The following is a 23,757-nucleotide window of genomic DNA, read 5'->3' as shown; positions in this document are numbered from 1 at the left end:
CGGAGGCTATGCCTCCCGGCGAACCCGCGCCGCCGGAGGTTGAGGAATGCCGATCGAAGTGCTGATGCCGGCGCTGTCGCCCACCATGACCGAGGGCAAGCTGGCGAAGTGGGTCAAAAAGGAAGGTGACGAGGTCAAGTCCGGCGACGTGCTCGCCGAGATCGAGACCGACAAGGCGACCATGGAGGTCGAGGCGGTCGATGAAGGCCGCATCGGCAAGATCCTGGTCGCCGAGGGCACCGAGAACGTCGCCGTGAACACCCCCATCGCCGTGATCCTCGGCGAGGGCGAGAGCGTCACCGACGCCGTGTCCGGCTCCCCGACGCCGGCCCCGAAGGTCGCCGCCGAGCCGGTGGTGAAGGACACGGGCGCGCACGCCCCGGCCACCTTGCCGGTCGGTCCGGCCTCTGGCCCGGCCGCCGCGCCGCCGGCCTCGGACGAGGACAAGTTCTTCGACAAGACGGTGAAGAAGACCGTCCGCGAAGCGTTGCGCGACGCCATGGCCGAAGAGATGCGCCGCGACCCGACCGTCTTCCTGATGGGCGAGGAAGTCGCGCAGTACCAGGGCGCCTACAAGGTGTCGCAGGGCCTGCTCCAGGAGTTCGGCGCCGACCGCGTCATCGACACGCCGATCACCGAGATCGGCTTCGCCGGCCTGGGCGTCGGTGCGGCCTTCCGCGGCCTGCGCCCGATCGTCGAGTTCATGACGTTCAACTTCGCGATGCAGGCGATCGACCACATCGTGAACTCGGCGGCCAAGACGCTGTACATGTCCGGCGGCCAGATGGGCTGCCCGATCGTGTTCCGCGGCCCGAACGGCGCCGCCGCCCGCGTCGCCGCGCAGCACAGCCAGGACTTCACCCCCTGGTACGCCAGTGTGCCCGGCCTGAAGGTCGTCGCGCCCTACAGCGCGTCGGACTTCAAGGGCCTGATGAAGTCAGCCATCCGCGATCCGAACCCGGTCATCTTCCTCGAGAACGAGATCCTCTACGGCCAGTCCTTCGAGGTGCCGGAGAGCGAGGACTTCATCGTTCCGATCGGCCGCGCCAAGATCCGCCGCGCCGGCACGGACGTGACCATCACCGCCCATTCGCTGATGGTCAGCTACGCGCTCGCCGCCGCCGATCTGCTGGAGAAGGACGGGATCAGCGCCGAGGTCATCGACCTGCGCACGATCCGTCCGCTCGACACGGAGACGATCGTCAACTCCGTCAAGAAGACCAACCGCCTCGTCACCGTCGAGGAGGCTTGGCCGACCTGCGGAATCGGCGCCGAGCTGTCGGCCCTGATGATGGAGCAGGCCTTCGACTATCTGGACGCCCCGGTGATCCGCGTGACCGGCCTCGACGTGCCGATGCCCTACGCGGCGAACCTGGAAAAGCTCGTCCTTCCTTCGCCCGACCGCATCGCGGAAGCGGCGAAGAAGGCCTGCTACCGCAAGTAAGGAGGGCGAGCGAATGACCATCCAGATTCTCATGCCCGCCCTCTCTCCGACCATGACCGAGGGCAACCTCGCCAAGTGGCTGAAGAAGGAAGGCGATGCGGTGAAGTCCGGCGACGTGATCGCCGAGATCGAAACCGACAAGGCCACTATGGAAGTCGAGGCGGCGGACGAAGGCCGTCTCGGCAAGATCCTCGTGCAGGCCGGCACGCAGGGCGTCGCGGTGAACACCCCGATCGCCGTGCTGCTGGAAGAGGGCGAGGACGACAGCGCGCTCGCCAAGGCGGCTGCCCCGGCTCCCGCCCCCGCGGCGGCGCCCGCCGCGGCCCCGGCCCCGACGGCTTCCGCTCCGGCTCCGGCGGCTGCTCCGCAGGCCTCGGCCCCCGCCCATGGCGGTGGCCGCGTGTTCGCCAGCCCGCTGGCCCGCCGTCTGGCCGAGCAGGCCGGTCTCGACCTGAAGGCCGTCAAGGGCACCGGTCCGAACGGCCGCATCGTCAAGGCCGACATCGAGGCCGCGAAGGCCGGCGGCACCGCCAAGGCCGCCGCTCCGCAGGCCGCCGCCCAGGCTCCCGCCGCGGCCCCGGCGGCTGCTCCGGCTGCCGCTCCGGCCCCGAAGGCCGCGGGCATCGACGCCAAGGACCTCTCGGACAAGCTGGGCATGCGCTACAAGGCGCAGCCGAACAGCTCCATGCGCAAGACGATCTCCCGTCGTCTGACCGAGGTGCAGCAGACGGTGCCGGATTACTTCCTGGCCATCGACTGCGAACTGGACGCGCTGCTGAAGGTCCGCGCCGACCTGAACGCCCGCTCCAAGGACTACAAGCTGTCGGTCAACGACTTCATCATCCGCGCCGCCGCGCTGACGCTGAAGAAGTTCCCGAACATCAACGCCGCCTGGTCGGAGGAGGCCATCCTCCGTTACGACCACGTCGACATCTCGGTCGCCGTGGCCACCCCGACCGGCCTGATCACGCCCATCGTCAAGAAGGCGGAGACCAAGGGCCTGGCCGAAATCTCCAACGAGATGAAGGGTCTGGCGGAGCGCGCCCGCGACGGCAAGCTGAAGCCGGAAGAGTACCAGGGCGGCACCTTCTCGATCTCGAACCTCGGCATGTACGGCATCCGGGAGTTCGCGGCGATCATCAACCCGCCGCAGGCCTGCATCATGGCGGTCGGCGCCGGTGAGCAGCGTCCGGTCGTGAAGAACGGCGCGCTCGCCATCGCCACTGTGATGACCGTCTCGGTCACCGTGGACCACCGCGTCGCCGACGGCGCGCAGGGTGCGGAATTCCTCGCGGCTTTCAAGAAGCTGATCGAGGACCCGCTGAGCATGCTGCTGTAAGGGGGCGCCGACCATGGCTGACATGAACTACGACCTCATCGTCATCGGCGGCGGCCCGGGCGGCTATGTGGCGGCGATCCGCGCCGCCCAGCTCGGCCTCAGCACCGCGGTGGTGGAACGCGAGAACCTCGGCGGCATCTGCCTCAACTGGGGCTGCATCCCGACCAAGGCGCTCCTGCGCTCGGCCGAGGTGCTGCGCAACGCCAAGCACGCCACGGAGTACGGGCTGGTCATCCAGAACCCGTCCTTCGACCTGGACAAGGTCGTTCAGCGGTCCCGCAAGGTGGCGGGGCAGCTCAACGGCGGCGTCAAGCACCTGCTGAAGAAGAACAAGGTCGCCGTCATCGAGGGCGAGGCCAAGCTGCTCGGCAAGGGGCAGGTGGCCGTGTCCAAGGGCGGTGCGGCGGTCGGCACCTTCGGGGCGAAGAACATCATCATCGCCACGGGCGCCCGCGCCCGCACCCTGCCGGGTCTGGAGGACGACGGCAACCTCGTCTGGACCTACCGCAAGGCGATGACCCCGAACACGACGCCGAAGTCGCTGCTGGTCATCGGCTCCGGCGCCATCGGCATCGAGTTCGCCAGCTTCTACAACGAGCTGGGCGCCAAGGTGACGGTGGTCGAGGTGATGGACCGCATCCTGCCGGTCGAGGACGAGGAAATCTCGGCCTTCGCCCGCAAGCAGTTCGAAAAGCAGGGCATGCGCATCATCACCAACGGCAAGGCCGGCAACCTGCGCAAGGGCGCCGACAGCGTGACGGTGGCGGTGGAGGCCAACGGCAAGACCGAGGACATCACGGTCGACCGCGTGATCCTCGCCGTCGGCATTTCGCCGAACACGGAGAATCTGGGCCTGGAGAACACCAAGGTCCAGACCGACCGTGGCCACATCAAGACCAACGCCAACTGCCAGACCGACGAGCCGGGCGTCTACGCCATCGGCGACGTGACGGGGGCTCCCTGGCTCGCCCACAAGGCCAGCCACGAAGGCGTCATCGCCGTCGAGCACATCGCCGGCAAGCACCCGCACGCGCTGGACGTCCGCAACATCCCGGGCTGCACCTACTCGCACCCGCAGATCGCGTCGGTCGGTCTGACCGAGAAGAAGGCGAAGGAGGCGGGCTACGAGGTCCGCGTCGGCCGCTTCCCCTTCATCGGCAACGGCAAGGCCATCGCGCTGGGCGAGGCGGACGGCATGGTGAAGACCGTGTTCGACGCCAAGACCGGCGAGCTGCTGGGCGCCCACATGGTCGGCGCCGAGGTGACGGAGCTGATCCAGGGCTACACGGTCGCCAAGACCATGGAGACCACCGAGCAGGAGCTGATGCAGACGGTGTTCCCGCATCCGACCCTGTCGGAAATGATGCACGAGTCGGTGCTTGATGCCTATGGCCGGGCCATCCACTTCTAAGTGGCGAGTCTGATCGACGGTCGTTTCTTCCCTCGCCCTCCGGGGCGGGGGAGCAACGATTGCGGCTCCGTCATCCTTTTGGCGGTGTCGTTTCGTCGCGGCCAATAATCAGACTTGACCGGTCGGTCATTCCGGCCTATCCGGCGGGACCGTGTCTGCCGGCCTTGCGCCGTTCCTTTGCGCCGCCCCTTGCGCGGTTGGCGGCGCGTTACCGTTCAGCATCGGCGCTGCCATCGGGCAGCCCGTGGGAGCACTTCAGACCATGACCGTGGCCGATCACCCCGAGAAGCTTCGCCATCCCGAAAAGGCCCACAAGCCCGACAACCCGATCCAGCGCAAACCGGGCTGGATTCGCGTCAAGGCGCCGACCAGCCAGGAATACAACGAGACGCGCAACCTGATGCGCGGGCTCAAGCTCAACACCGTGTGCGAGGAGGCCGCCTGCCCGAACATCGGGGAGTGCTGGAAGCACAAGCACGCGACCTTCATGATCCTCGGCTCCGTCTGCACCCGCGGCTGCGCCTTCTGCAACGTCGGCACCGGTCGCCCGGACCAGCTCGACCCGCACGAGCCGGACAATGTGGCGGAGGCGGTGGCCCAGCTGAAGCTGAGCCACGTCGTCGTCACTTCGGTGGACCGCGACGACCTGGAGGACGGCGGGGCGGAGCATTTCGCCCGCACCATCCGCGCCATCCGCGCGGCGTCACCCGACACGACCATCGAGATCCTCACCCCCGACTTCCAGAAGAAGAAGGGTGCGGTGGAGGTGGTGGTCGAGGCGAAGCCCGACGTCTTCAACCACAACTTGGAAACCGCCCCGCGCCTCTACCCGACGATCCGTCCGGGCGCCCGTTACTTCACCTCGCTGCAACTGTTGGCACGGGTCAAGGAACTGGACCCGTCCATGTTCACCAAGTCCGGAATCATGGTGGGCCTGGGCGAGACGCGCGAGGAGGTCGGGCAGGTGATGGACGACCTGCGCGCCGCCGATGTTGACTTCATGACGATCGGCCAGTACCTCCAGCCGACGCCCAAGCACGCGGCGGTGGACCGGTTCGTGACTCCGGAAGAATTCCAGAGCTACGCAACACTTGGCCGCGGCAAGGGTTTCCTGATGGTGGCCTCGACGCCGCTGACCCGCTCCAGCTATCACGCGGGGGCGGACTTCGCGAAGCTGCGGGAGGCTCGCCTCCGCAAGCTCGCGGCAGCGGTGGGCTGAGAGGCGGCCGAAAGAGAAACGGAGCGGGTATGCCGACGCACGCGGAAAAGAAGGTTCTTCCCTACACGCCGGAGCAGATGTACCGGCTGGTCGCCGATGTGGAGAAGTACCCGGAATTCCTGCCCTGGTGCCTCGCCGCCCGCATCCGCCGCCACGAAGGCGACGTGATGTTCGCGGACCTTGTCATAGGCTTCAAGATGGTGCGCGAACGCTTCACCTCGCGCGTGGAGCTGGACGAGGCGAACCGCCGCATCAATGTCCAGTACACCGAGGGACCGTTCCAGTACCTGAACAACCACTGGATCTTTACCCCGCACGAGGGCGGTGTCTGCGTGGATTTCTACGTGGACTTCGAGTTTCGCTCGAAGATGCTGCAGAAGATCATGGGCGTGTTGTTCAACGAGGCGGTGCGCCGGATGGTGCAGGCCTTCGAGACCCGCGCCAACCAGCTCTACGGTGCCGGCGCCACCCGGCCCGCCGCGGCGCGGACCGCCTGAGGCCGGTCCTCCCTCAACGGATCGCGGTTTCCGGGCGGGCCGTGCGCAGCCGCTCCAGCGCGGCTTGCACGGTCGCCAACCGCACCGCCTCGCGGTCTCCGGGGAAAGTGTATTCCTTGTGCTTGGCGGTCCCGCGGCGGACCGCCGTGGCGATGTGGACCCGCCCGACCGGCTTTTCCGGAGTCCCGCCGCCGGGACCGGCGACTCCGGTCACCGCCACCGTCACGTCGGCCTTCGACTTGGCCAGCGCCCCGACCGCCATCGCCACCGCCACCTCCGGGCTGACCGCGCCGTGGGCATGGATCAGGCTGGGCGGCACGCCGAGCATCTCGGACTTGGCGACGTTGGAGTAGGTGACGAAGCCGCGGTCCACCACCTTGGACGACCCCGCGATGTCGGTGAGCGCCCCCGCGACGAGGCCGCCCGTGCAGGATTCGGCGGTCGCCACCGTGTAGCCGGCCAGTTCGTATTCCGCGAGCAGCTTGGCGGCGAGTTCACGGATGTGATCGGGAAACATGCGGGGTCCCTTTCGTCGTCGTGCGGAATCCCCTTTCCCCAAAGGGGAGAGGGCTGAGAATACCTATCCCGGCAGGCGGACCGTCGCCATCGCCTGCGCCGCGATGCCCTCGCCGCGCCCGGTGAAGCCCAGCCGCTCCGTCGTCGTCGCCTTCACACTGACCCGGTCCACCGGCATGCCCAGGATTTCGGCAACGCGCGTGGTCATCGCCTCGCGGTGCGGGCCGACCTTCGGGCGCTCGCAGATGATCGTCACGTCGACATGGGCGATCCGCCCGCCGCGCGCCGTCACCAGCTCCGCGGCGTGTTTCAGGAACAGCGCGCTGTCGGCGCCGCGCCATTGCGGGTCGCTGGGCGGAAAATGGCTGCCGATGTCGCCGGCGCAGAGCGCGCCCAGGATGGCGTCGGTCAGCGCGTGCAGCCCGACGTCGGCGTCCGAATGGCCGTCCAGACGGTGCGTGTGCGGCACCCGCACGCCGCAGAGCGTGACATGGTCGCCCTCGGCGAAGCGGTGCACGTCGAAGCCCGACCCGGTTCGGATGTCGGACAGGGCGGAGTCGAGCGCGCGGGCGGCGCGGGTCAGGTCGTCGGGGGTCGTCACCTTGAAATTCTCCTCCCTGGCGGGCACCAGCGCGACCGGCAGGCCTGCGCGTTCGGCGACCGCCGCGTCGTCGGTCAGTTCCAGCCCGGCGGCGGCACGGTGCGCGGCCAGGATGTCGGGAAAGCGGAAACCCTGCGGGGTCTGGGCACGCCACAGGCCGCTGCGGTCCACCGTGCCGGCCACCAACCCGCCGCCCGGATCTCCATTGCCACGCTTCAGCGTGTCGGCGACCGGCACGGCGGCGAGCGCCGCGGGGTGGGTCGCCAGAGCCGCGATTACCCTGTCGATGGTGTCGGCATCGATCAGCGGGCGGGCCGCGTCATGGATCAGCACCAGGTCAGGGGCCGAGTCGGCCAACGCCTCCAGCCCGTTGCGCACCGAATCCTGGCGGGACGCCCCGCCGGCCACCGGTTCGGGCAGGTCCAGCCCCGCGACGGCCGCATCGTAGAGATCGCGAAACACGGGATTGATGACGACGCGCACCGCGCTCACCTTGGGGTGGCGACGGAAGGCCTCGACCGTGCGGCGCAGAACGGGTTGCCCGGCCAGATCGAGATACTGCTTGGGCTGTTCGGCGCCGAAACGCTGGCCGCTTCCGGCGGCGACGATCAGCGCGATACAGGAAGACATGGGACGTATCCGTGCCGTTTGGGCTATGGTATCCGCGCTTGACGGGCCGTCCGCATGACGCTTACGTCATGGCGGCCGGATGCAGCGGAGCCTAGCCGCTCACCGGCGTTCCGCCAAGAGCTTCAGAGACTTGTCCAACAGCGACTTTGGGTTTCCGCAGAGGGAAGGGCACGGGTCCGCCGCATGTCGCAGAACATCGTCTACAGCCTGACCGCGCTGATGGCGCTGCTGCCGGCGTCCATCTACCCGTACCACCGGATCGCAGGGCAGGGGGCGGACGGCCGCTCCGCCTATTTCTGGGGCGCCCTGGCGCTGGGTTTCGCCGGGCCGGCGGCCTGGGCGCTGACCCAGGTGGCGGGACGCTGGCACACCGGTCTGTCCACCGCGCTGTGGATCACCATCGCCGCCTGCATGCTGCTGTTCATGGCCATGAGCGCGCTGACCCGGTCGGCGTGGCGGCTGTCGCCGCTGCTGCTGCCCTATCTGCTGACCGTCGGCGCCTTCGCGACGCTGGCCCAGCAGGCCCCGGCGCCGGTGCTGCGCGGCGGCGCCCCGGGCATCTGGATCGACCTGCACATCGCCGTGTCGGTCATCACCTACGCGCTGCTGACCATGGCCGCCGTGGCGTCGCTCGCCGCCTTCCTTCAGGAGCGGGCGCTGAAGTCGAAACGCCCGACCCCGCTGACCCGCTTCCTGCCTCCGGTGGCGGAAAGCGAGCGGATGCAGCTCCATCTGCTCGCCGCGTCGGAGGCGGTCCTGGGCGCCGGTCTCGCCACGGGAATGGCGGTGCTCTATTACGAAACCGGCGCGCCGCTGCGCGCCGACCACAAGACGCTTCTGTCGGTCGCCAGCTTCGTCGTCATCGGCGGGTTGCTGCTGGCCCACGCCCGCACCGGTGTGCGCGGGCGGATGGCGGCGCGTCTCGTGCTGATCGCCTATCTGCTGCTGACCCTCGCCTATCCGGGCGTCAAATTCGTCACCGACGTTCTGATTGGCTAAACCCGGCGCATGACAGCCACCGCGGCGCACGCGGGATGTGCACTTGCAACATGCCGAAACGCTGTGCTACCGTGCACAAATTCTCATCATATCGCTAATGTGCCCATCATGTGGGCAGGTGAACATGGCCATTCAAATCGGCACCATCTCGCTTGAGGGTCCGGTGATCCTCGCCCCTATGTCCGGCGTCACGGACCTGCCGTTCCGGCGGCTTGTGAAGCGGTCCGGCTGCGGGCTGGTCGTCTCCGAGATGGTCGCGAGCCAAGCGATGATCCGCGAGAACCGCCAGACCCTGCGCATGGTCGAATGCGAGCCGGAGCAGTTCCCCATGGCCGTCCAGCTTGCCGGCTGCGAGCCCGAGGTGATGGCCGAGGCGGCGAAGCTCAACGAGGACCGCGGAGCCGCCGTCGTCGACATCAACTTCGGCTGCCCGGTGAAGAAGGTGGTCAACGGCCACGCCGGCTCCTCCCTGATGCGGGACGAGGCGCTCGCCGCCCGCATCCTGGAGGCCACGGCGAAGGCGGTGTCCATCCCCGTGACGCTGAAGATGCGCAAGGGCTGGGACGACAACAGCCTGAACGCTCCCCGGCTGGCCCGCATCGCCGAAGAGTGCGGGATCAAGCTGGTGACCATCCACGGCCGGACACGCGAGCAATTCTACAACGGCACCGCCGACTGGTCCTTCATCCGTTCCGTGAAGGAGGCGGTGTCGATCCCGGTGGTGGTCAACGGCGACATCACGTCCTTCGACGCGGTGGACCGCGCGCTCGCCGAGTCCGGCGCCGACGGGGTGATGATCGGGCGCGGTGCCTACGGGCGCCCCTGGTTCCCCGCCCAGGTGATGCATTACATCCGCACCGGCGAGCGGTTGCCCGATCCACCGCTCCACGAGCAGCTCAACACGCTGCTGGAGCATTACGACGCCATGCTGACCCATTACGGCGTCGAGGGCGGGCTGCGCGTCGCCCGCAAGCACATCTCTTGGTACTCCACGGGCCTGCGCGACTCCGCCGAATTCCGCTCGGAGGTCAACCGCATGTCCGATCCCGAACGAGTGCGCGGCTTCATCCGCGACTTCTACGCCCCGGCGATCGAAAGGATGGCTGCCTGATGGCCCGTGCATCTGCCGCTGCTCCGTTGCCCCGCCGCCCGGCGCGGCCCCGCGCGCCCTCCAGTTCCTACCGCCCCGTCCGTCCCTGCATCGATCCGTCCGTCATGCTGAACGCGCTCCCCGACCCGGTTCTGGTCGTCGACGGCTCCGGCGACATCCGCTACGTGAATCTGGAGGCGCAGGAGTTCTTTGGCCTGTCCGCCGCCATGATGGAAGGCATGCCGCTGGCCGAGCTGCTGCCGCCCAACAGCCCGGTCAGCCAGCTGATCGAGCAGGTCCAGCAGGGCCGGCATCGCGCCTCCCAGGAGGGCGTCGTCATCGACACCCCACGCATCGGCCCGCACCACGTCACCGTGCGGGTGACCGCGCTGGGCGAGCCGGCCGACCATGTGCTGCTGACGGTCAACGAGCGCACGCTGGCCCGCAAGATCGACAATTCGCTGACCCACCGCAACGCCGCCCGCTCGGTCACCGCAATGGCGTCGATGCTCGGGCACGAGGTGAAGAACCCGCTGTCGGGCATCCGCGGGGCCGCGCAGCTTCTGGAGGAGAACTGCAGCGAGGCCGACCGGGTGCTCACCCGGCTGATCTGCGACGAGGCCGACCGCATCGTCGCCCTGGTCAACCGGATGGAGGTCTTCTCCGACCAGCGCCCGCTGGAGCGCGATGCGGTGAACATCCACACCGTTCTGGAGCATGTCCGCAAGGTGGCCCAGAGCGGCTTCGCGCGGAACATCCGTTTCATCGAGCGCTACGACCCGTCGCTGCCGCCGGTCTACGGCAACCGTGACCAGCTCATTCAGATTTTCCTCAACCTGATTAAAAATGCGGCAGAAGCTGCACCAGAATCGGGCGGCGAGATCATACTCAGCACATCTTATCAGCACGGTGTCCGCATGGCGCTGCCCGGCGGCGATACCCGGCTGCACCTGCCGTTGCTGGTGTCCGTTCAGGATAATGGGGACGGCATACCCGACGACCTGCGCTCCAACCTGTTCGATGCGTTCATTACGACCAAGGTCAATGGGACTGGCCTGGGACTTGCATTGGTAGCCAAAATCGTCGGCGACCACGGCGGCGTCATCGAATTTGACAGCCAGCCGCGCCGCACCGTCTTCAAGGTCTCGCTACCCATGTTCGATGAAGCGCAGATGAGCGGCGATCCGGCACCGGCCAGAAGCATCCGAGGGGCCATCGGATGAGTGCGGCCACGATCCTGGTTGCGGACGACGACCGCGCCATCCGCACCGTTCTGACCCAGGCGCTCGCCCGCCTCGGCCACGAGGTGCGCACCACCGGTAACGCCTCCACGCTCTGGCGCTGGGTGGCGGACGGGCAGGGCGACCTCATCATCACCGACGTGGTGATGCCCGACGAGAACGGTCTGGACCTGATCCCGCGGATCAAGAAGATCCGGCCCGACCTGCGCATCATCGTGATGAGCGCGCAGAACACGCTGATCACCGCCGTGAAGGCGGCGGAGCGCGGCGCCTTCGAGTATCTGCCCAAGCCCTTCGATCTGAAGGAGCTGGTCTCCGTCGTCGAGCGGGCGTTGAACTCCAACACCCCGCCGGCCCCTCTCCCCGCCGATGCCGGCGAGGCGGACGAACAGCTTCCCCTCATCGGCCGCTCGCCGGCGATGCAGGAGATCTACCGCGTCCTTGCCCGTTTGATGGGCACCGACCTGACGGTGACGATCACCGGCGAGTCGGGCACCGGCAAGGAGCTGGTGGCGCGTGCGCTGCACGATTACGGCAAGCGACGCAACGGTCCCTTCGTCGCCATCAACATGGCGGCCATCCCGCGCGAGCTGATCGAGTCCGAGCTGTTCGGCCACGAGAAGGGCGCCTTCACCGGGGCCACCAACCGCTCGACCGGCCGCTTCGAGCAGGCGCAGGGCGGCACCCTGTTCCTCGACGAGATCGGCGACATGCCGCTGGAGGCGCAGACCCGCCTGCTGCGCGTGCTGCAGGAGGGGGAGTACACCACCGTCGGCGGGCGTACACCCATCAAGACGGACGTACGCATCGTCGCCGCGACCCACCGCGACCTGCGCACGTTGATCCGCCAGGGCCTGTTCCGCGAGGATCTGTTCTACCGCCTGTGCGTCGTCCCCATCCGCCTGCCGCCGCTGCGCGAGCGTACGGAGGACGTGCCGCTCCTGGTCCGCCATTTCCTGAACCAGTGCTCGGCCCAAGGGCTGCCGGTGAAGAGCATCGACCAGCCCGCCATGGACCGGTTGAAGCGCTACCGCTGGCCGGGCAATGTGCGCGAGCTGGAGAATCTGGTCCGCCGCCTCGCCGCGCTCTATTCGCAGGAGGTCATCGGGCTGGACGTGGTGGAGGCGGAACTCGCGGATGCCACGCCCGCCGTCCAAACGGTGGAGGAACCCCAGGGCGAGGGTCTGTCCGCCGCCGTGGAGCGGCACCTCAAGGACTATTTCGCCGCACACAAGGACGGCATGCCGTCGAATGGCCTCTACGACCGGGTGCTGCGTGAGGTGGAGCGGCCGCTGATCTCGCTCAGCCTCTCGGCGACACGGGGCAACCAGATCAAGGCGGCGCAACTGCTGGGCCTCAACCGCAACACGTTGCGCAAGAAGATCCGCGATCTCGACATCCAGGTGGTGCGCGGGCTGAAGTGACCCGACGCCCGACGGGGCGGCAGGGCGTCGCTGCCGCTCCACAGCGTGTTGTTTTTGCGACAGGCCTGCGGCGCCTCTGCCGTTCGCGATGCTCCTTAGGGACTGTGCGAAAGGCAGAGGGGTTGCCGCTTGGCAGGACGGCAACAGCTCATGTATCATTCTGGCAACAGACTGGTTGCCGGATTGATGTCGCCCACACCCCCTGAAACCGCCACGCCGCTTTGGCAGCAGTTCCTTCGCTGGGCAACCCGGGTCGGGTTGGCGAAGCGGCTTGCCTTCGCGCTGTCGTTGGCCGCCTTGGTGGCGGGCTTCGCGACCTACACGGCGCTGACGGAGAGCGCGCCCTTCGGGGAGACCAACCCGCGCACCGTCACGTGGCTGCTGACCCTCGATCTGGCGCTTCTGCTCCTTCTCGGCGTGCTGATCGCGCGGAGGATTGTCTATTTGTGGATCGGGCGGCGGCGCGGCCTCGCCGGGTCGCAGATGCATGTGCGGCTGGTCGCGGTGTTCAGCCTGCTCGCCGTCGCCCCGGCCATCATCATGGCCATCTTCTCCACGGTTTTCTTTTATGTCGGCGTGCAGTCCTGGTTCAGCGAGCGGGTGCGCACGGCGGTCAACGAATCGTTGGCGGTCGCCAGCGCCTATCTGCACGAGCATCAGCAGAACATCCGCGCCGACGCGCTCGCCATGGCGAACGACCTGAACCAGGAGGCGGCGCGGTTGGCCAGCGACCCCGAGCGGTTCGAGCAGGTGGTCGCCACCCAGGCGATGCTGCGCGCCCTGTCGGAGGCCATCGTCTTCAACGGGACGACCGGCGCCATCGTCGCGCGCTCCGGCTACACCTTCGCGTTGGAGTTCGATCCGATTCCCGACGACAAGCTCGCCACCGCCCGCCGCGGCGAGGTGGCGATGATCGTCAGCGAGAACGACGACCGCGTGCGCGCGCTGGTCCGGCTGGACCGCTTCGCCGACACCTATCTCTACGTCGGGCGCATGGTCGAGCCGCGCGTGCTCTCGCACATGGCCTCGGCGGAAGGGGCGGTGCGGGAGTTCGGGGCGCTGGAAAGCCAGCGCGGCAGCCTGCAGATCACCTTCACTCTGATCTTCCTGGTCGTGGCCATGCTGCTTCTGCTGGCCGCGGTCTGGGCGGGGCTGATCTTCGCGACGCGTCTGGCGCGGCCGATCAGCGCCCTGATCGGTGCGGCGGAGCGGGTGCGCGCCGGTGATCTGACCGTGCGCGTGACCGAACCGCCGGGTGAGGACGAGCTTGGCCTGCTGTCGCGCGCCTTCAACCGCATGACCACGGAAATCGAAAGCCAGCGGCACGAGCTTCTTTCCGCCAACCGCCTGATCGACGAGCGCCGCCGCTTCACAGAGACCGTTCTGGGCGGTGTGTCGGCCGGTGTGATCGGGTTGGATGCCGAAGGCCGCATCACCCTGCCCAACTTCTCCGCCGCACGCCTTCTCGGCGTCGAGGATGCGGAAAGCCTGATCGGCATGAGGCTGGCCGAGTTGTCACCGGAAATGGGGGAGCTTCTGGACCACGCGCCGGGGCGCCCGGGCCGCGTGGTGCAGGACCAGATCCAGATCCGCCGGCCCGGCACGACGCCGCTGACCCTGCTCGTCCGCATCTCCACCGAAGGGCGGGGCAGCGGAGAGATCCGCGGTTATGTGGTGACCTTCGACGACATCACCGAACTGGTGTCCGCCCAGCGCAAGGCGGCCTGGGCCGACGTCGCCCGCCGCATCGCCCATGAGATCAAGAATCCGCTGACCCCGATCCAGCTTTCCGCCGAACGGTTGCGCCGCAAGTACCTGAAGGAGATCACCAGCGACACCGAGGTCTTCACCATGTGCACGGACACCATCGTCCGGCAGGTGGACGACATCCGCCGCATGGTGGACGAATTCTCGGCCTTCGCGCGCATGCCGCAGCCGGTGATGAAGCCCTGCAACCTCAACGACCTCGTTCGACAGGCGGTGTTCCTGCAATCCAGCGCGCACGCCGGGAAGATCAAGTTCGACATGGTGCTTCCCCAGGGGCCGCTGACCGTGCCCTGCGACAGCCGCCAGATCAGCCAGGCGCTGACCAACCTGCTGCAGAACGCCGCGGACGCCATCGAAGGGCGCCCGCCGCCCGCCGAGGGTGCAGAACTGCCGCCCGGCCATGTCGCCATCCGAGTCGAGGCCGATGCCGAGCGGATCGCGATGATCGTCGAGGACAACGGCAAGGGCCTGCCGACCGAAGAGCGCGACCGGCTGACCGAACCCTACGTGACGACGCGTGCCAAAGGCACGGGGCTGGGGCTGGCGATCGTCAAGAAGATCATGGAGGACCACGGCGGCGTGCTGACCCTGGAGGACCGCGAAGGCGGCGGGGCGCGCGTCGGTCTGGTCATCCCCAACACGTCCACCAGCTCCGGCATGGCCGCGGGCGACGCCCCCGCTGGCGTTGGCACGCCGGCGGAGACCGGTGAAGAGAAGAGGCACGCAGCCCATGGCGCATGACATTCTGATCGTCGACGACGAAGCGGACATCCGGATGCTGATCGCCGGCATCCTGAACGATGAGGGTATGAAAACGCGCGAGGCCGCGGACGCCGACCAGGCGTTCGCCCAGGTCTCCGCGCGCCGGCCCAGTCTCGTGGTGCTGGACATCTGGCTGCAGGGCAGCCGGCTGGACGGGCTGCAGATTCTCGAACAGCTCATGCGCGACCACCGGAACCTGCCCGTCATCATGATTTCGGGCCACGGCAACATCGAGACCGCCGTCTCGGCGATCAAGATCGGCGCCTACGACTTTATCGAGAAGCCGTTCAAGGCCGACCGGCTGCTGCTTATGGTGGACCGCGCCATCGAGGCGGCCCGGCTGAAGCGCGAGAACGAGGAGCTGAAGCTGCGGGCCGGCGGCGAGGTGGAGCTGATCGGCCGGTCCACCGCCGTCAACCACGTCCGCCAGAGCATCGAGAAGGTGGCGCCCACCGGCAGCCGCGTCCTCGTCACGGGCCCCGCCGGATCCGGCAAGGAGGTCGTCGCCCGGTTGATCCACGCGCGGTCGCGCCGGGCTGGTGGTCCCTTCGTCGGGCTGAACTGCGCCACCATGCGCCCCGACCGGCTGGAGATGGAACTGTTCGGGACCGAGGCCGGGGTGGACGGCGGCGGCCGCAAGATCGGCACCTTCGAACAGGCGCACGGCGGCACGCTGCTGCTCGACGAGGTGGCCGACATGCCTCTGGAAACCCAGGGCAAGATCGTCCGCGCCCTGCAGGAACAGGTGTTCGAGCGGGTCGGTGGCGGCCAGCGGGTGGAGGTGGACGTGCGCGTCGTCGCCACCTCCAACCGCGACCTCCAGGCGGAAATCGACCAGGGCCGGTTCCGCCAGGACCTGTTCTACCGCCTCGCCGTCGTGCCGATCCGCGTGCCCTCGCTGGCCGAGAGGCGCGAGGACATTCCTCTGCTGGCGCGCCACTTCATGCAGCGCTCCGCCGAGGCCGCCGGCCTGCCGGCGCGTGACTTCGGCGAGGACGCCATGGCTGCGCTCCAGGCCTACGACTGGCCGGGCAACGTGCGCCAGCTGCGCAACGTGGTCGACTGGCTGCTCATCATGGCGCAGGGCGACCCCAAGGAGCCGATCCGCGCCGATCAGCTGCCTCCGGAGATCGGCGCCATCACCCCCACCGTCCTGAAATGGGACAAGGGCGGCGAGATCATGGGCCTGCCGCTCCGCGAGGCCCGCGAGGTGTTCGAGCGCGAGTATCTGCTGGCCCAGGTGACGCGCTTCGGCGGCAACATCTCACGCACCGCCTCCTTCGTGGGGATGGAGCGCTCGGCCTTGCACCGGAAGCTGAAATCGCTTGGCGTGCACGGCAGCGAGAAGGGCAAGCTGTTCGTCGAATAGGCTGGTCCAGCTTCGTCAAGCACAAGGCGCCATTTTTTCTCCAGAAGCAGGTTTCTCGAGCATGTCCTGAACGCGGACGGCTTGAAAACCTGCTTTTGTTTTCTTGAAAACGGTGGATGCCGATTTGCTTCATAAGTGTGTGTGTCTTCTAAATTTGCGCCGCGAAAATTCTATTATTTTTGATTAACCCAGAGTGAGTCCTTTCTATCTTTTCAAAGTGTAGGTAAATACAGTCGTATTTATATATTTTATGAAATCAATATTAACATTTTTAGCGTTGATCTAACATAGTTGCCTAAATAATTATTGTCTTATGGACTTGCTTAAAGACGAACAAAATTTCTTTCTGTGAGGAGGAATCGCAATATGGCGACCATTGCTGTTTTGACGGTCAATTACACTGACAACCAACTTGTTGCCTATCTGAACGGCGCTCAAGTTTACAACCGTATTGGCGGCGGTGAATCGATCAATGAACAGGTCGCGTTGACCGGCAATCTCCAGGCCGGCGTGAATCAGCTTCTGCTAGTCGGAGTGAATTTCAACGGGCCGGCCCATGTCCAGGGTTCGGTCAACATCGACGGCAGATCGCAGGACTTCAACTTCGACACCCGCAAGGACGGTGCTCCGGAAGGAGTCGTTACGCAGTTCTATTACACGATCGACAACAGCTGACGCCAAGGCTGGAAGACGGGCATCCGTTTCGCGATGACCGCTGGGGGAGGGTGATGGGGCAGGGCGCGTCCATCACCCTTCATCCTGTCCACGCTTGCCTGTCGGCCCGTATTTTCCTTCGCAAACATAGAGTTGGTGCGCCCTCGCGCAAAATGATAAGGTCCCTGTCCTAAGTGCCTGGAGAATGGGCAGGGAAGGGTGCAGAGGCCGTGAAGGTCATCGTTTGCGGAGCCGGCCAGGTCGGCTCGAACATCGCGCGCTATCTGGCGTCGGAGGGCAACAACGTCACGGTGATCGACCATTCGCCGGAACTCATCCAGCGGATCGGCGACACGCTCGACGTGCAGGCGATGGTCGGCCACGCCTCGCACCCGGATGTTCTGGAGGCGGCCGGGGCGGGCGAAACCGACATGATCATCGCGGTCACCCAGATCGATGAGATCAACATGGTCGCCTGCGAGGTCGCACACGCCCTGTTCAAGGTGCCGACGAAGATCGCCCGCGTGCGCAACCAGAGCTATCTGAAGCCGATCTGGGCGGACCTGTTCAGCCGCGACCACATGCCGATCGACGTCATCATCTCGCCGGAGATCGCGGTGGCCCGGGCCATCGCGCGCCGGCTTCAGGTGCCGGGCGCCTTCGACATGATCCCGCTGGCGGACGGCAAGGTCCGCGTCGTCGGCGTGCTGTGCACCGAGACCTGCCCGGTGCTGCACACGCCGCTGCGCCAGTTGACCGGCCTGTTCCCCGACCTTGGGCTGGAGGTGGTGGCGATCATCCGCAACGACCGGTCCTTCATCCCCGGCGGCGACGACCAGATGCTGCCCGGCGACGAGGTCTATTTCGCCTGCGACAACCGCCACCTGAACCGCGCCATGGCCGCCTTCGGCCACGAGGAGGTGGAGGCCCGCCGCATCATCATCCTGGGCGGCGGCAACATCGGGCTGTGTCTGGCGGAGGAACTGGAGGCCAAACACCCCCAGGTCAGCGCCCGCATCATCGAGATGAACCGCAGCCGCGCCCAGTATGTGGCGCAGCGCCTGTCGCGCACCATGGTGCTGCACGGCGACGGGCTGGACCCGGAAATTCTGGAGGAGGCCAACGTCCGGGCCACCGAGACGGTGGTCGCGGTGACCAACGACGACGAGGGCAACATCCTGTCCTCGCTGCTCGCCAAGCGGCACGGGGCGAAGCGCGCCATCACGCTGATCAACAAGGCGTCCTACACCTCGCTGGTGTCGCCGCTGGGAATCGACGCGGTGGTCAGCCCGCGCGCCATCACCGTGTCCAACATCCTCCAGCACGTCCGTCGCGGCCGCATCCGCGCGGTGCACAGCCTGCGCGACGGCTTCGCCGAGGTCATCGAGGCGGAGGCGCTGGAAACCTCTGCGGTGGTGAACACCCCCCTGCGGGAGGTGAAACTGCCCTCCGGTGTCATCGTCGGAGCCATCGTGCGCGGCGACGAGGTGATCATCCCGCGTCCGGCCACGGTGATCCGCCCGAAGGACCGCGTCATCATCCTCGCCACCGCCGGTCAGGTGAAAAAGGTGGAGAAGATGTTCGCCGTCCGGCTTGAATTTTTCTGATCCATCCTCGTATCGTTTCTGGCACCAACAAAAAGAACATCCATGGCTCGATGGGCATACGTCAACGGCCGCTACCTGCCGCACCGGCAGGCGTCGGTTCATGTGGAAGACCGTGGCTTTCAGTTCGCCGACGGCGTCTATGAGGTGGTCACCCTCCTCGACGGGCGCTTCGCGGATCTGGACGGCCATATGGAGCGTCTGGGCCGCAGCCTGTCGGAACTGCGCATGGACTGGCCGGCGGCGCCGCGCGTCGTGACGATGATCGCCCGCGAACTGGTGCGGCGGAACGGCGTCCGCAACGGCTCGCTATACATCCAGGTCACCCGCGGCGTCGCCCCGCGCGACTTCAAGTTTCCGGCGGACATTCCATCGACGCTGGTGATGACCGTCAAGAAGGTCACCGCCTTCGCCAAGCCGGAGCAGCTTGAGAAGGGGGTGGCCGTCGTCACGGCGCCCGATATCCGCTGGGGCCGGTGCGACATCAAGACAGTCGGCCTGCTCGCTCCCGTGCTGGCGAAGCAGCAGGCCGCCGAATCCGGCGCCTACGAGGCGTGGCTGGTCGCCCCCGACGGCACGGTGACGGAGGGCTCCTCCTCCAACGCCTGGATCGTCACCCAGGACGGCGTTCTGGTGACCCGCGCCCCGTCGCGGGAGATCCTGAACGGCATCACCCGCCAGTCGCTCCTGCGGCTGGCCGGCGGGCGCGGCATCCCGGTGGAGGAGCGCAGCTTCACGGTGGAGGAGGCGCTCGCCGCCCGCGAGGCCTTCGTGTCGTCCGCCGGCACCTTTGCGCTGCCGGTGACCCGCATCGACGGCAAGCCAGTGGGCGAGGGGAAACCGGGGCCGATCACCCGGACGCTGCGTCAGGCCTATCTCGATTACGTGGCCGCCGGGGTGCCGTCATGAGCGACGCCGCCGCCGTCATCGACCGTCTGCCCGTGCTGCCGCGCGCCGTCCTCTACGACTGGGACAACACGCTGGTCGACAATTGGGGCACCGTGCGCGCCGCGCTGAACCACGCGCTGGTCACCTTCGGCCATCCGGCCTGGACCGAGGAGGAGGCGCGGGAGCGCATCAAGCAGTCGCTGCGTGACAGCTTCCCCCGGATCTTCGGGGAGCGCTGGACCGACGCGCGCGACCTCTTCTACGCCTATTTCGAGGCGCATCACCTGGAGCATCTCCGGCCCCTGCCGGGTGCGGAATCCTTGCTGCGCGGCTTCGCAGACCGCGGAATCTACCAGGCGGTGGTGTCGAACAAGACCGGCCGCTTCCTGCGCGCGGAGGCCGACGCGCTGGGCTGGACCGGCTTTTTCGGCCGTCTGGTCGGCGCCCAGGACGCCGAATTCGACAAGCCGCATCAGGCGCCGGTCCTCATGGCGCTCGAACCGGCGAACATTCCGCCCGGCCCGGACGTCTGGTTCTTGGGGGACGCCGACATCGACATGGAATGTGCCCATGGCGCGGGAATGGTCCCGGTGCTAATAGGGGCGGGCGAGGGCAGCGGCTTCACCCGCTTCCCTCCGGCCCATCGGTACGACACCTGCCATGCATTGTGCGGCTTGGTGGGCAGCGGTGGTGACACCATATCGGATGACCAGTAGTCGAGACGGTTGCGACCAACCATAACCTTATCGCTGCAGGGGGCGGGCTTCCAACAAGGAGCTCCAAAAAACACTGAAGAAGGGGGCGACATAAAATGTCTGAAAAAAGCCAAAATGTGCAGGACGTGTTCCTCAACCACGTCCGCAAGAACAAGACTCCCGTAACCGTGTTCCTCGTGAACGGTGTTAAACTTCAGGGAATCATCACCTGGTTCGACAACTTCTCGGTTCTGCTGCGACGCGACGCGCATTCGCAGCTTGTCTACAAGCACGCCATCTCCACCGTGATGCCCGCGCATCCGATTCAACTTTTCGAGCCGCCCAAGGAAGGTGAAAACGTCTGATCTTCCGACCAATGGCAACGGCCGGACGCCTGATGCCTCCGGCCGCGCCATCGTGGTCCACCCCGTCCTCCGCAATGAGGCGGACGGGGTCCTGCGCCATCCCGAATCCTGCCTGGACGAGGCGGTGGGCCTTGCCCGCGCCATCGATCTGGAGGTCGTGCACGCCGAATGCGCGCGGGTGAACCGCCCGCAGCCTTCGATCCTTCTCGGGTCGGGGACGGTGGAGCATTTCGCCCAGATCGTGGAGGAGACGGAGGCATCCCTCGTCATCCTCGACCACGCGCTGTCGCCGGTGCAGCAGCGCAATCTGGAAAAGGCCCTGAAGGTCAAGGTCATCGACCGCACCGGCCTGATCCTGGAGATCTTCGGCGCCCGCGCCCGCACGCGCGAAGGCATGCTCCAGGTCGAGCTGGCCGCCCTGACCTACCAGAAGTCACGCCTCGTCCGTTCCTGGACCCACCTGGAACGCCAGCGCGGCGGCTTCGGCTTCCTCGGCGGCCCCGGCGAATCCCAGCTTGAGATGGACCGCCGCCTGATCGGCGACCGCATCGTCAAGATCAAGAAGGAGCTGGAGGAGGTGCGCCGCACCCGCAGCCTGCACCGCAAGGCCCGCGCCAAGGTGCCGTACCCGGTGGTGGCGCTGGTCGGCTACACCAACGCCGGCAAGTCGACGCTGTTCAACCGGCTGGCCAACGCCGATGTCTTCGCCAAGGACCTGCTGTTCGCCACGCTGGACCCGACGATGCGTCAGGTGACCCTGCCATCCGGGCGCAAGGTGATACTGTCGGACACCGTGGGCTTCATCTCCGACCTGCCGCACGGCCTCGTCGCCGCCTTCCGAGCGACGCTGGAGGAGGTGGACGCCGCCGACATCATCCTGCATGTCCGCGACGTGTCCCACCAGGACAGCGAGGCCCAGAAGGCCGACGTGCACGAAGTCATGAGCGACATGGGCATCGACCCGGACGCCGACGACCGCGTGATCGAGGTGCTGAACAAGATCGACGCGCTGGACGACGAGTCCCGCGAGGCGATCCTTGCCCAGACGGCCCGCAACCCGCGCGCCGTTGCGGTGTCCGCCCTGTCGGGTGCGGGGATCGCCGACCTCGACCGGTTGCTCGACCAGCGGATGAACGCCCACCGCCATGTGGTGGACCTGTCCGTGGAGTTGGGAGACGGAGCGGCGCTCGCGTGGCTCTATGCAAAAGGTGAGGTGCTGGAACGACGGGACGACGAGGTCCAGGCCCACATCCAGGTGGCCATCGACCCTGCGGATCTGGCCCGTTTCGAGAAAAGGTTCGTGCACGGCTGATCTTTCGCCATAGAGGCATCGGGCGCGTCATAATTCATTCGCATACGTGCGACGACATGACGCGCCCGATTTCAGCCCCGTCCTACGACGTCCGAGGTGTAGCCTTTTCCCAACGCGCCCCCGATATTTGAGCCGGGGAGCCGATGGGTTATCCCCGGGAGGAGGCCCGCCTATGCGTTTGCAGACCGATCCAACACACTTTTCGATCACCGCCTTTCTGGCCGATCAGGTGACCCTGGTCGCCCGGCAGGAGCAGTTGTCGCCCGGTGCCGCGGTGCTGCGCATCCAGGAACTGTCGCGCGACACCGCCGGTCGCGCCCGTCTTCTGGAAATCATCAGCGACGCTTGGCGCAAGGAAACCAACCCGACGGAAAGCGGCAAGATTGCCGCCCTGCGATCCGAGCTGGCCGCCTGGGCGCTGCACGCCACCCCAAGCGACAGCCTGCCACGCTCCTGACGAAGGTGACGGGTGGCCGGACAAGGATTTGTCCGTGGCTATGCAGCGGGCAGGGCGCCATAATGGGTGCTCGGCCCGCTCCTTTTCGTTTTCGGATTCCCTTGCGCGTCCCGATCGCTCTCCTGTCCCTGGCGTTTTTGGCCTTCGCGGGCACCGCTGCCGCCGCCGAGCGGGTGTTGCCGCCGGGATTCGTCGAAGAGCCTCCGGTCGCGCCGGAAGATCCCTTGCCACCGGAACCCGCGGAATTTCCCGCCGCCCCGTTCAGCCCGCTGGTTGTGGCGCCGGACCCGAAGGAATTGCTGAAAGCCTGCAAGGAAGCGACCTTCACCGACTGCTTCCGCCTGTGGCGTCCGCCCCCGCCACCGCCCAAGGAGGAGACGCGGGGGGCCCGTGACGTGCCGCAGTCTCCGCCCGACCCGAACGCGCCGCGCAAGCCGCCGGAACCCGGTCCGCTGACCGGCACGCCGCCCGCCCCGAACCCGACGGCCGATCAGGCCACCTATGACGCGCTGGTCAAAGCGTTGAAAGACAGCGGCTTGGACGGCAAAGTCATGCTGCCCGAACCGCCGAAGGATGGCGGAACGGTTCTGAGACTCGACCCCCGATCCAACAAAGCGGCACCGAAACCGTGACAGATTTTCCGATTCCTGACGTCGACCGTGTCACCGCGATCATCCGCGAGGTCGCGGAAAGCGAGATCCTTCCCTATTTCCGCGATCTGGCGAACGCCGGCATCCGGGAAAAGACCGGGCCGGCCGATCTCGTGACCCTGGCCGACGAGGCGGGCGAACGCGCTCTGACGCCGCGCCTGCTGGACCTGCTTCCCGGCAGCACGGTGGTGGGGGAGGAAGCGGTGTCCGAGGACAAATCGCTGCTCGACCGCATCCACGGCGACGCACCGGTCTGGATCATCGACCCGATCGACGGCACCCTGAACTTCGCGAACGGGCGCCCGCTCTTTGCGGTAATCATTGCCTTGGCCTGCCGCGGCGAAACGCTGGCCGGCTGGATCTACGACCCGTGCGACGGTCGCATCGCCACGGCGGTGAAAGGGCAGGGCGCCTACCTGAACGGCAAGCGCGTTACGGTCGCCCCGGCGGTCCCGCTGACCGAGATGACCGGTGCGCTGTCGACGCGCTTCTGCGCCGAGGATTTGGGGCGCCAGTTGGACGAGCGCGGACGCTCCCTCGGACCGCGCGTCTGCCTGTCCAGCGCCGCGCAGGAGTATTTACGCCTGCTCGACGGCCGGGCGCATTTCTCGATGTACCATCGCCTGATGCCCTGGGACCACGCGGCGGGCGTTCTGCTCCACGCGGAGGCCGGCGGCTACAGCGCGCTGTTCGACGGTTCGCCCTATCGTCCGACCGTCCTCAACGGTGGGGTGATGCTGACCCCCGACCGTGCGAGTTGGGAGGTGATGCACCGGCATCTGTTCGGCTAAGGCGGGGGCGCACCGGACTACCGCACACGTCC

General features: G+C 67.0%; 22 protein-coding genes. 20 read left to right on the top strand and 2 right to left on the bottom strand.

The genetic code is table 11. The annotated features are described in order from the left end of the window. Positions 1 to 46 precede the first annotated feature (46 nt). From FHW79_RS09300 to FHW79_RS09280, 5 genes are all read left to right on the top strand, one after another. On the top strand, positions 47 to 1,444 hold the full coding sequence (locus tag FHW79_RS09300) for a pyruvate dehydrogenase complex E1 component subunit beta (protein ID WP_114860155.1): 1,398 nt from the start codon (positions 47 to 49) through the stop codon (positions 1,442 to 1,444). 13 nt (positions 1,445 to 1,457) lie between these two features. Continuing rightward, the gene (locus tag FHW79_RS09295) at positions 1,458 to 2,783 is read left to right on the top strand and encodes a pyruvate dehydrogenase complex dihydrolipoamide acetyltransferase (RefSeq protein ID WP_183178645.1); all 1,326 of its coding nucleotides are present in this window, start codon (positions 1,458 to 1,460) and stop codon (positions 2,781 to 2,783) included. 13 nt (positions 2,784 to 2,796) lie between these two features. Further along, positions 2,797 to 4,194, top strand: a complete 1,398-nt coding sequence (gene lpdA / locus FHW79_RS09290; RefSeq protein WP_183178644.1) for a dihydrolipoyl dehydrogenase — start codon at positions 2,797 to 2,799, stop codon at positions 4,192 to 4,194. A 262-nt stretch (positions 4,195 to 4,456) separates the two neighbouring features. Continuing rightward, positions 4,457 to 5,413 carry a lipoyl synthase gene (gene lipA, locus FHW79_RS09285; RefSeq protein WP_183178643.1) on the top strand — a complete coding sequence of 319 codons (957 nt, stop codon included), beginning with the start codon at positions 4,457 to 4,459 and terminating at the stop codon, positions 5,411 to 5,413. Positions 5,414 to 5,442: 29 nt separating this feature from the next. Beyond that, positions 5,443 to 5,910 carry a type II toxin-antitoxin system RatA family toxin gene (locus FHW79_RS09280; protein ID WP_183178642.1) on the top strand — a complete coding sequence of 156 codons (468 nt, stop codon included), beginning with the start codon at positions 5,443 to 5,445 and terminating at the stop codon, positions 5,908 to 5,910. Positions 5,911 to 5,923: 13 nt separating this feature from the next. Here FHW79_RS09280 and FHW79_RS09275 read toward each other — a convergent pair whose 3' ends face one another. Next, positions 5,924 to 6,427 (bottom strand): CinA family protein, encoded by a 504-nt coding sequence (locus FHW79_RS09275; protein WP_183178641.1) that lies wholly within the window; start codon positions 6,425 to 6,427, stop codon positions 5,924 to 5,926. 63 nt (positions 6,428 to 6,490) lie between these two features. Then, the gene (locus FHW79_RS09270; protein ID WP_183178640.1) at positions 6,491 to 7,657 is read right to left on the bottom strand and encodes a bifunctional 2-C-methyl-D-erythritol 4-phosphate cytidylyltransferase/2-C-methyl-D-erythritol 2,4-cyclodiphosphate synthase; all 1,167 of its coding nucleotides are present in this window, start codon (positions 7,655 to 7,657) and stop codon (positions 6,491 to 6,493) included. A 183-nt stretch (positions 7,658 to 7,840) separates the two neighbouring features. Between FHW79_RS09270 and ccsA the strand changes: the two genes are divergently transcribed. The 15 genes from ccsA to FHW79_RS09195 all read left to right on the top strand — a co-directional run bounded on the left by ccsA (position 7,841) and on the right by FHW79_RS09195 (position 23,725). Continuing rightward, positions 7,841 to 8,656 (top strand): cytochrome c biogenesis protein CcsA, encoded by an 816-nt coding sequence (ccsA, locus tag FHW79_RS09265; RefSeq protein ID WP_145672028.1) that lies wholly within the window; start codon positions 7,841 to 7,843, stop codon positions 8,654 to 8,656. Positions 8,657 to 8,780: 124 nt separating this feature from the next. Next, the gene (dusB, locus tag FHW79_RS09260; protein ID WP_183178639.1) at positions 8,781 to 9,767 is read left to right on the top strand and encodes a tRNA dihydrouridine synthase DusB; all 987 of its coding nucleotides are present in this window, start codon (positions 8,781 to 8,783) and stop codon (positions 9,765 to 9,767) included. Further along, positions 9,767 to 10,969: an ATP-binding protein gene (locus FHW79_RS09255; protein ID WP_183178638.1), complete on the top strand. Its 1,203-nt coding sequence runs from the start codon at positions 9,767 to 9,769 to the stop codon at positions 10,967 to 10,969. Before dusB ends, FHW79_RS09255 begins: the two co-directional genes overlap by 1 nt. Continuing rightward, on the top strand, positions 10,966 to 12,411 hold the full coding sequence (ntrC, locus tag FHW79_RS09250; protein WP_183178637.1) for a nitrogen regulation protein NR(I): 1,446 nt from the start codon (positions 10,966 to 10,968) through the stop codon (positions 12,409 to 12,411). Before FHW79_RS09255 ends, ntrC begins: the two co-directional genes overlap by 4 nt. A 186-nt stretch (positions 12,412 to 12,597) precedes the next feature. Next, positions 12,598 to 14,919, top strand: coding sequence for a PAS domain-containing sensor histidine kinase (locus tag FHW79_RS09245; RefSeq protein ID WP_183178636.1), 2,322 nt, complete (start codon positions 12,598 to 12,600; stop codon positions 14,917 to 14,919). Further along, positions 14,909 to 16,309 (top strand): sigma-54 dependent transcriptional regulator, encoded by a 1,401-nt coding sequence (locus tag FHW79_RS09240; protein ID WP_183178635.1) that lies wholly within the window; start codon positions 14,909 to 14,911, stop codon positions 16,307 to 16,309. The genes FHW79_RS09245 and FHW79_RS09240 overlap by 11 nt, the downstream gene beginning before the upstream one ends. A gap of 366 nt (positions 16,310 to 16,675) precedes the next feature. Further along, positions 16,676 to 16,984 carry a hypothetical protein gene (locus FHW79_RS09235; protein WP_183178634.1) on the top strand — a complete coding sequence of 103 codons (309 nt, stop codon included), beginning with the start codon at positions 16,676 to 16,678 and terminating at the stop codon, positions 16,982 to 16,984. A 209-nt stretch (positions 16,985 to 17,193) separates the two neighbouring features. Further along, a complete protein-coding gene (gene trkA / locus FHW79_RS09230) occupies positions 17,194 to 18,570 on the top strand; it encodes a Trk system potassium transporter TrkA (protein WP_183178633.1) in 1,377 nt (458 codons plus the stop codon). Between the two features lie 42 nt (positions 18,571 to 18,612). Next, positions 18,613 to 19,476 carry a D-amino-acid transaminase gene (locus FHW79_RS09225; protein ID WP_183178632.1) on the top strand — a complete coding sequence of 288 codons (864 nt, stop codon included), beginning with the start codon at positions 18,613 to 18,615 and terminating at the stop codon, positions 19,474 to 19,476. Continuing rightward, the gene (locus FHW79_RS09220) at positions 19,473 to 20,171 is read left to right on the top strand and encodes an HAD family hydrolase (RefSeq protein WP_183178631.1); all 699 of its coding nucleotides are present in this window, start codon (positions 19,473 to 19,475) and stop codon (positions 20,169 to 20,171) included. Before FHW79_RS09225 ends, FHW79_RS09220 begins: the two co-directional genes overlap by 4 nt. Positions 20,172 to 20,266: 95 nt before the next feature. Next, entirely contained in the window at positions 20,267 to 20,515 is a 249-nt protein-coding gene (gene hfq, locus FHW79_RS09215) for an RNA chaperone Hfq (protein ID WP_035675971.1), read from the top strand. 52 nt (positions 20,516 to 20,567) lie between these two features. Further along, positions 20,568 to 21,827, top strand: coding sequence for a GTPase HflX (gene hflX / locus FHW79_RS09210; protein ID WP_183178630.1), 1,260 nt, complete (start codon positions 20,568 to 20,570; stop codon positions 21,825 to 21,827). Positions 21,828 to 21,999: 172 nt separating this feature from the next. Then, a complete protein-coding gene (locus FHW79_RS09205) occupies positions 22,000 to 22,284 on the top strand; it encodes a hypothetical protein (protein WP_183178629.1) in 285 nt (94 codons plus the stop codon). A gap of 62 nt (positions 22,285 to 22,346) precedes the next feature. After that, positions 22,347 to 22,916, top strand: a complete 570-nt coding sequence (locus FHW79_RS09200; RefSeq protein WP_183178628.1) for a hypothetical protein — start codon at positions 22,347 to 22,349, stop codon at positions 22,914 to 22,916. Continuing rightward, the gene (locus FHW79_RS09195) at positions 22,913 to 23,725 is read left to right on the top strand and encodes an inositol monophosphatase family protein (protein WP_183178627.1); all 813 of its coding nucleotides are present in this window, start codon (positions 22,913 to 22,915) and stop codon (positions 23,723 to 23,725) included. The genes FHW79_RS09200 and FHW79_RS09195 overlap by 4 nt, the downstream gene beginning before the upstream one ends. The last annotated feature ends 32 nt before the right edge of the window (positions 23,726 to 23,757 follow it).

This window comes from Azospirillum sp. OGB3 (assembly GCF_014192915.1).
GTDB lineage: Bacteria > Pseudomonadota > Alphaproteobacteria > Azospirillales > Azospirillaceae > Azospirillum.
This window is presented reverse-complemented; position numbering and strand designations above follow the sequence as displayed.

Bases quoted from the DNA above. Each gene is read 5' to 3' on its own strand.
- FHW79_RS09300 (WP_114860155.1), top strand. From the start codon at position 47: ATGCCGATCGAAGTGCTGATGCCGGCGCTGTCGCCCACCATGACCGAG.
- FHW79_RS09295 (WP_183178645.1), top strand. From the start codon at position 1,458: ATGACCATCCAGATTCTCATGCCCGCCCTCTCTCCGACCATGACCGAG.
- lpdA (WP_183178644.1), top strand. From the start codon at position 2,797: ATGGCTGACATGAACTACGACCTCATCGTCATCGGCGGCGGCCCGGGC.
- lipA (WP_183178643.1), top strand. From the start codon at position 4,457: ATGACCGTGGCCGATCACCCCGAGAAGCTTCGCCATCCCGAAAAGGCC.
- FHW79_RS09280 (WP_183178642.1), top strand. From the start codon at position 5,443: ATGCCGACGCACGCGGAAAAGAAGGTTCTTCCCTACACGCCGGAGCAG.
- FHW79_RS09275 (WP_183178641.1), bottom strand. From the start codon at position 6,427: ATGTTTCCCGATCACATCCGTGAACTCGCCGCCAAGCTGCTCGCGGAA.
- FHW79_RS09270 (WP_183178640.1), bottom strand. From the start codon at position 7,657: ATGTCTTCCTGTATCGCGCTGATCGTCGCCGCCGGAAGCGGCCAGCGT.
- ccsA (WP_145672028.1), top strand. From the start codon at position 7,841: ATGTCGCAGAACATCGTCTACAGCCTGACCGCGCTGATGGCGCTGCTG.
- dusB (WP_183178639.1), top strand. From the start codon at position 8,781: ATGGCCATTCAAATCGGCACCATCTCGCTTGAGGGTCCGGTGATCCTC.
- FHW79_RS09255 (WP_183178638.1), top strand. From the start codon at position 9,767: ATGGCCCGTGCATCTGCCGCTGCTCCGTTGCCCCGCCGCCCGGCGCGG.
- ntrC (WP_183178637.1), top strand. From the start codon at position 10,966: ATGAGTGCGGCCACGATCCTGGTTGCGGACGACGACCGCGCCATCCGC.
- FHW79_RS09245 (WP_183178636.1), top strand. From the start codon at position 12,598: ATGTCGCCCACACCCCCTGAAACCGCCACGCCGCTTTGGCAGCAGTTC.
- FHW79_RS09240 (WP_183178635.1), top strand. From the start codon at position 14,909: ATGGCGCATGACATTCTGATCGTCGACGACGAAGCGGACATCCGGATG.
- FHW79_RS09235 (WP_183178634.1), top strand. From the start codon at position 16,676: ATGGCGACCATTGCTGTTTTGACGGTCAATTACACTGACAACCAACTT.
- FHW79_RS09225 (WP_183178632.1), top strand. From the start codon at position 18,613: ATGGCTCGATGGGCATACGTCAACGGCCGCTACCTGCCGCACCGGCAG.
- FHW79_RS09220 (WP_183178631.1), top strand. From the start codon at position 19,473: ATGAGCGACGCCGCCGCCGTCATCGACCGTCTGCCCGTGCTGCCGCGC.
- hfq (WP_035675971.1), top strand. From the start codon at position 20,267: ATGTCTGAAAAAAGCCAAAATGTGCAGGACGTGTTCCTCAACCACGTC.
- FHW79_RS09205 (WP_183178629.1), top strand. From the start codon at position 22,000: ATGCGTTTGCAGACCGATCCAACACACTTTTCGATCACCGCCTTTCTG.
- FHW79_RS09200 (WP_183178628.1), top strand. From the start codon at position 22,347: ATGGGTGCTCGGCCCGCTCCTTTTCGTTTTCGGATTCCCTTGCGCGTC.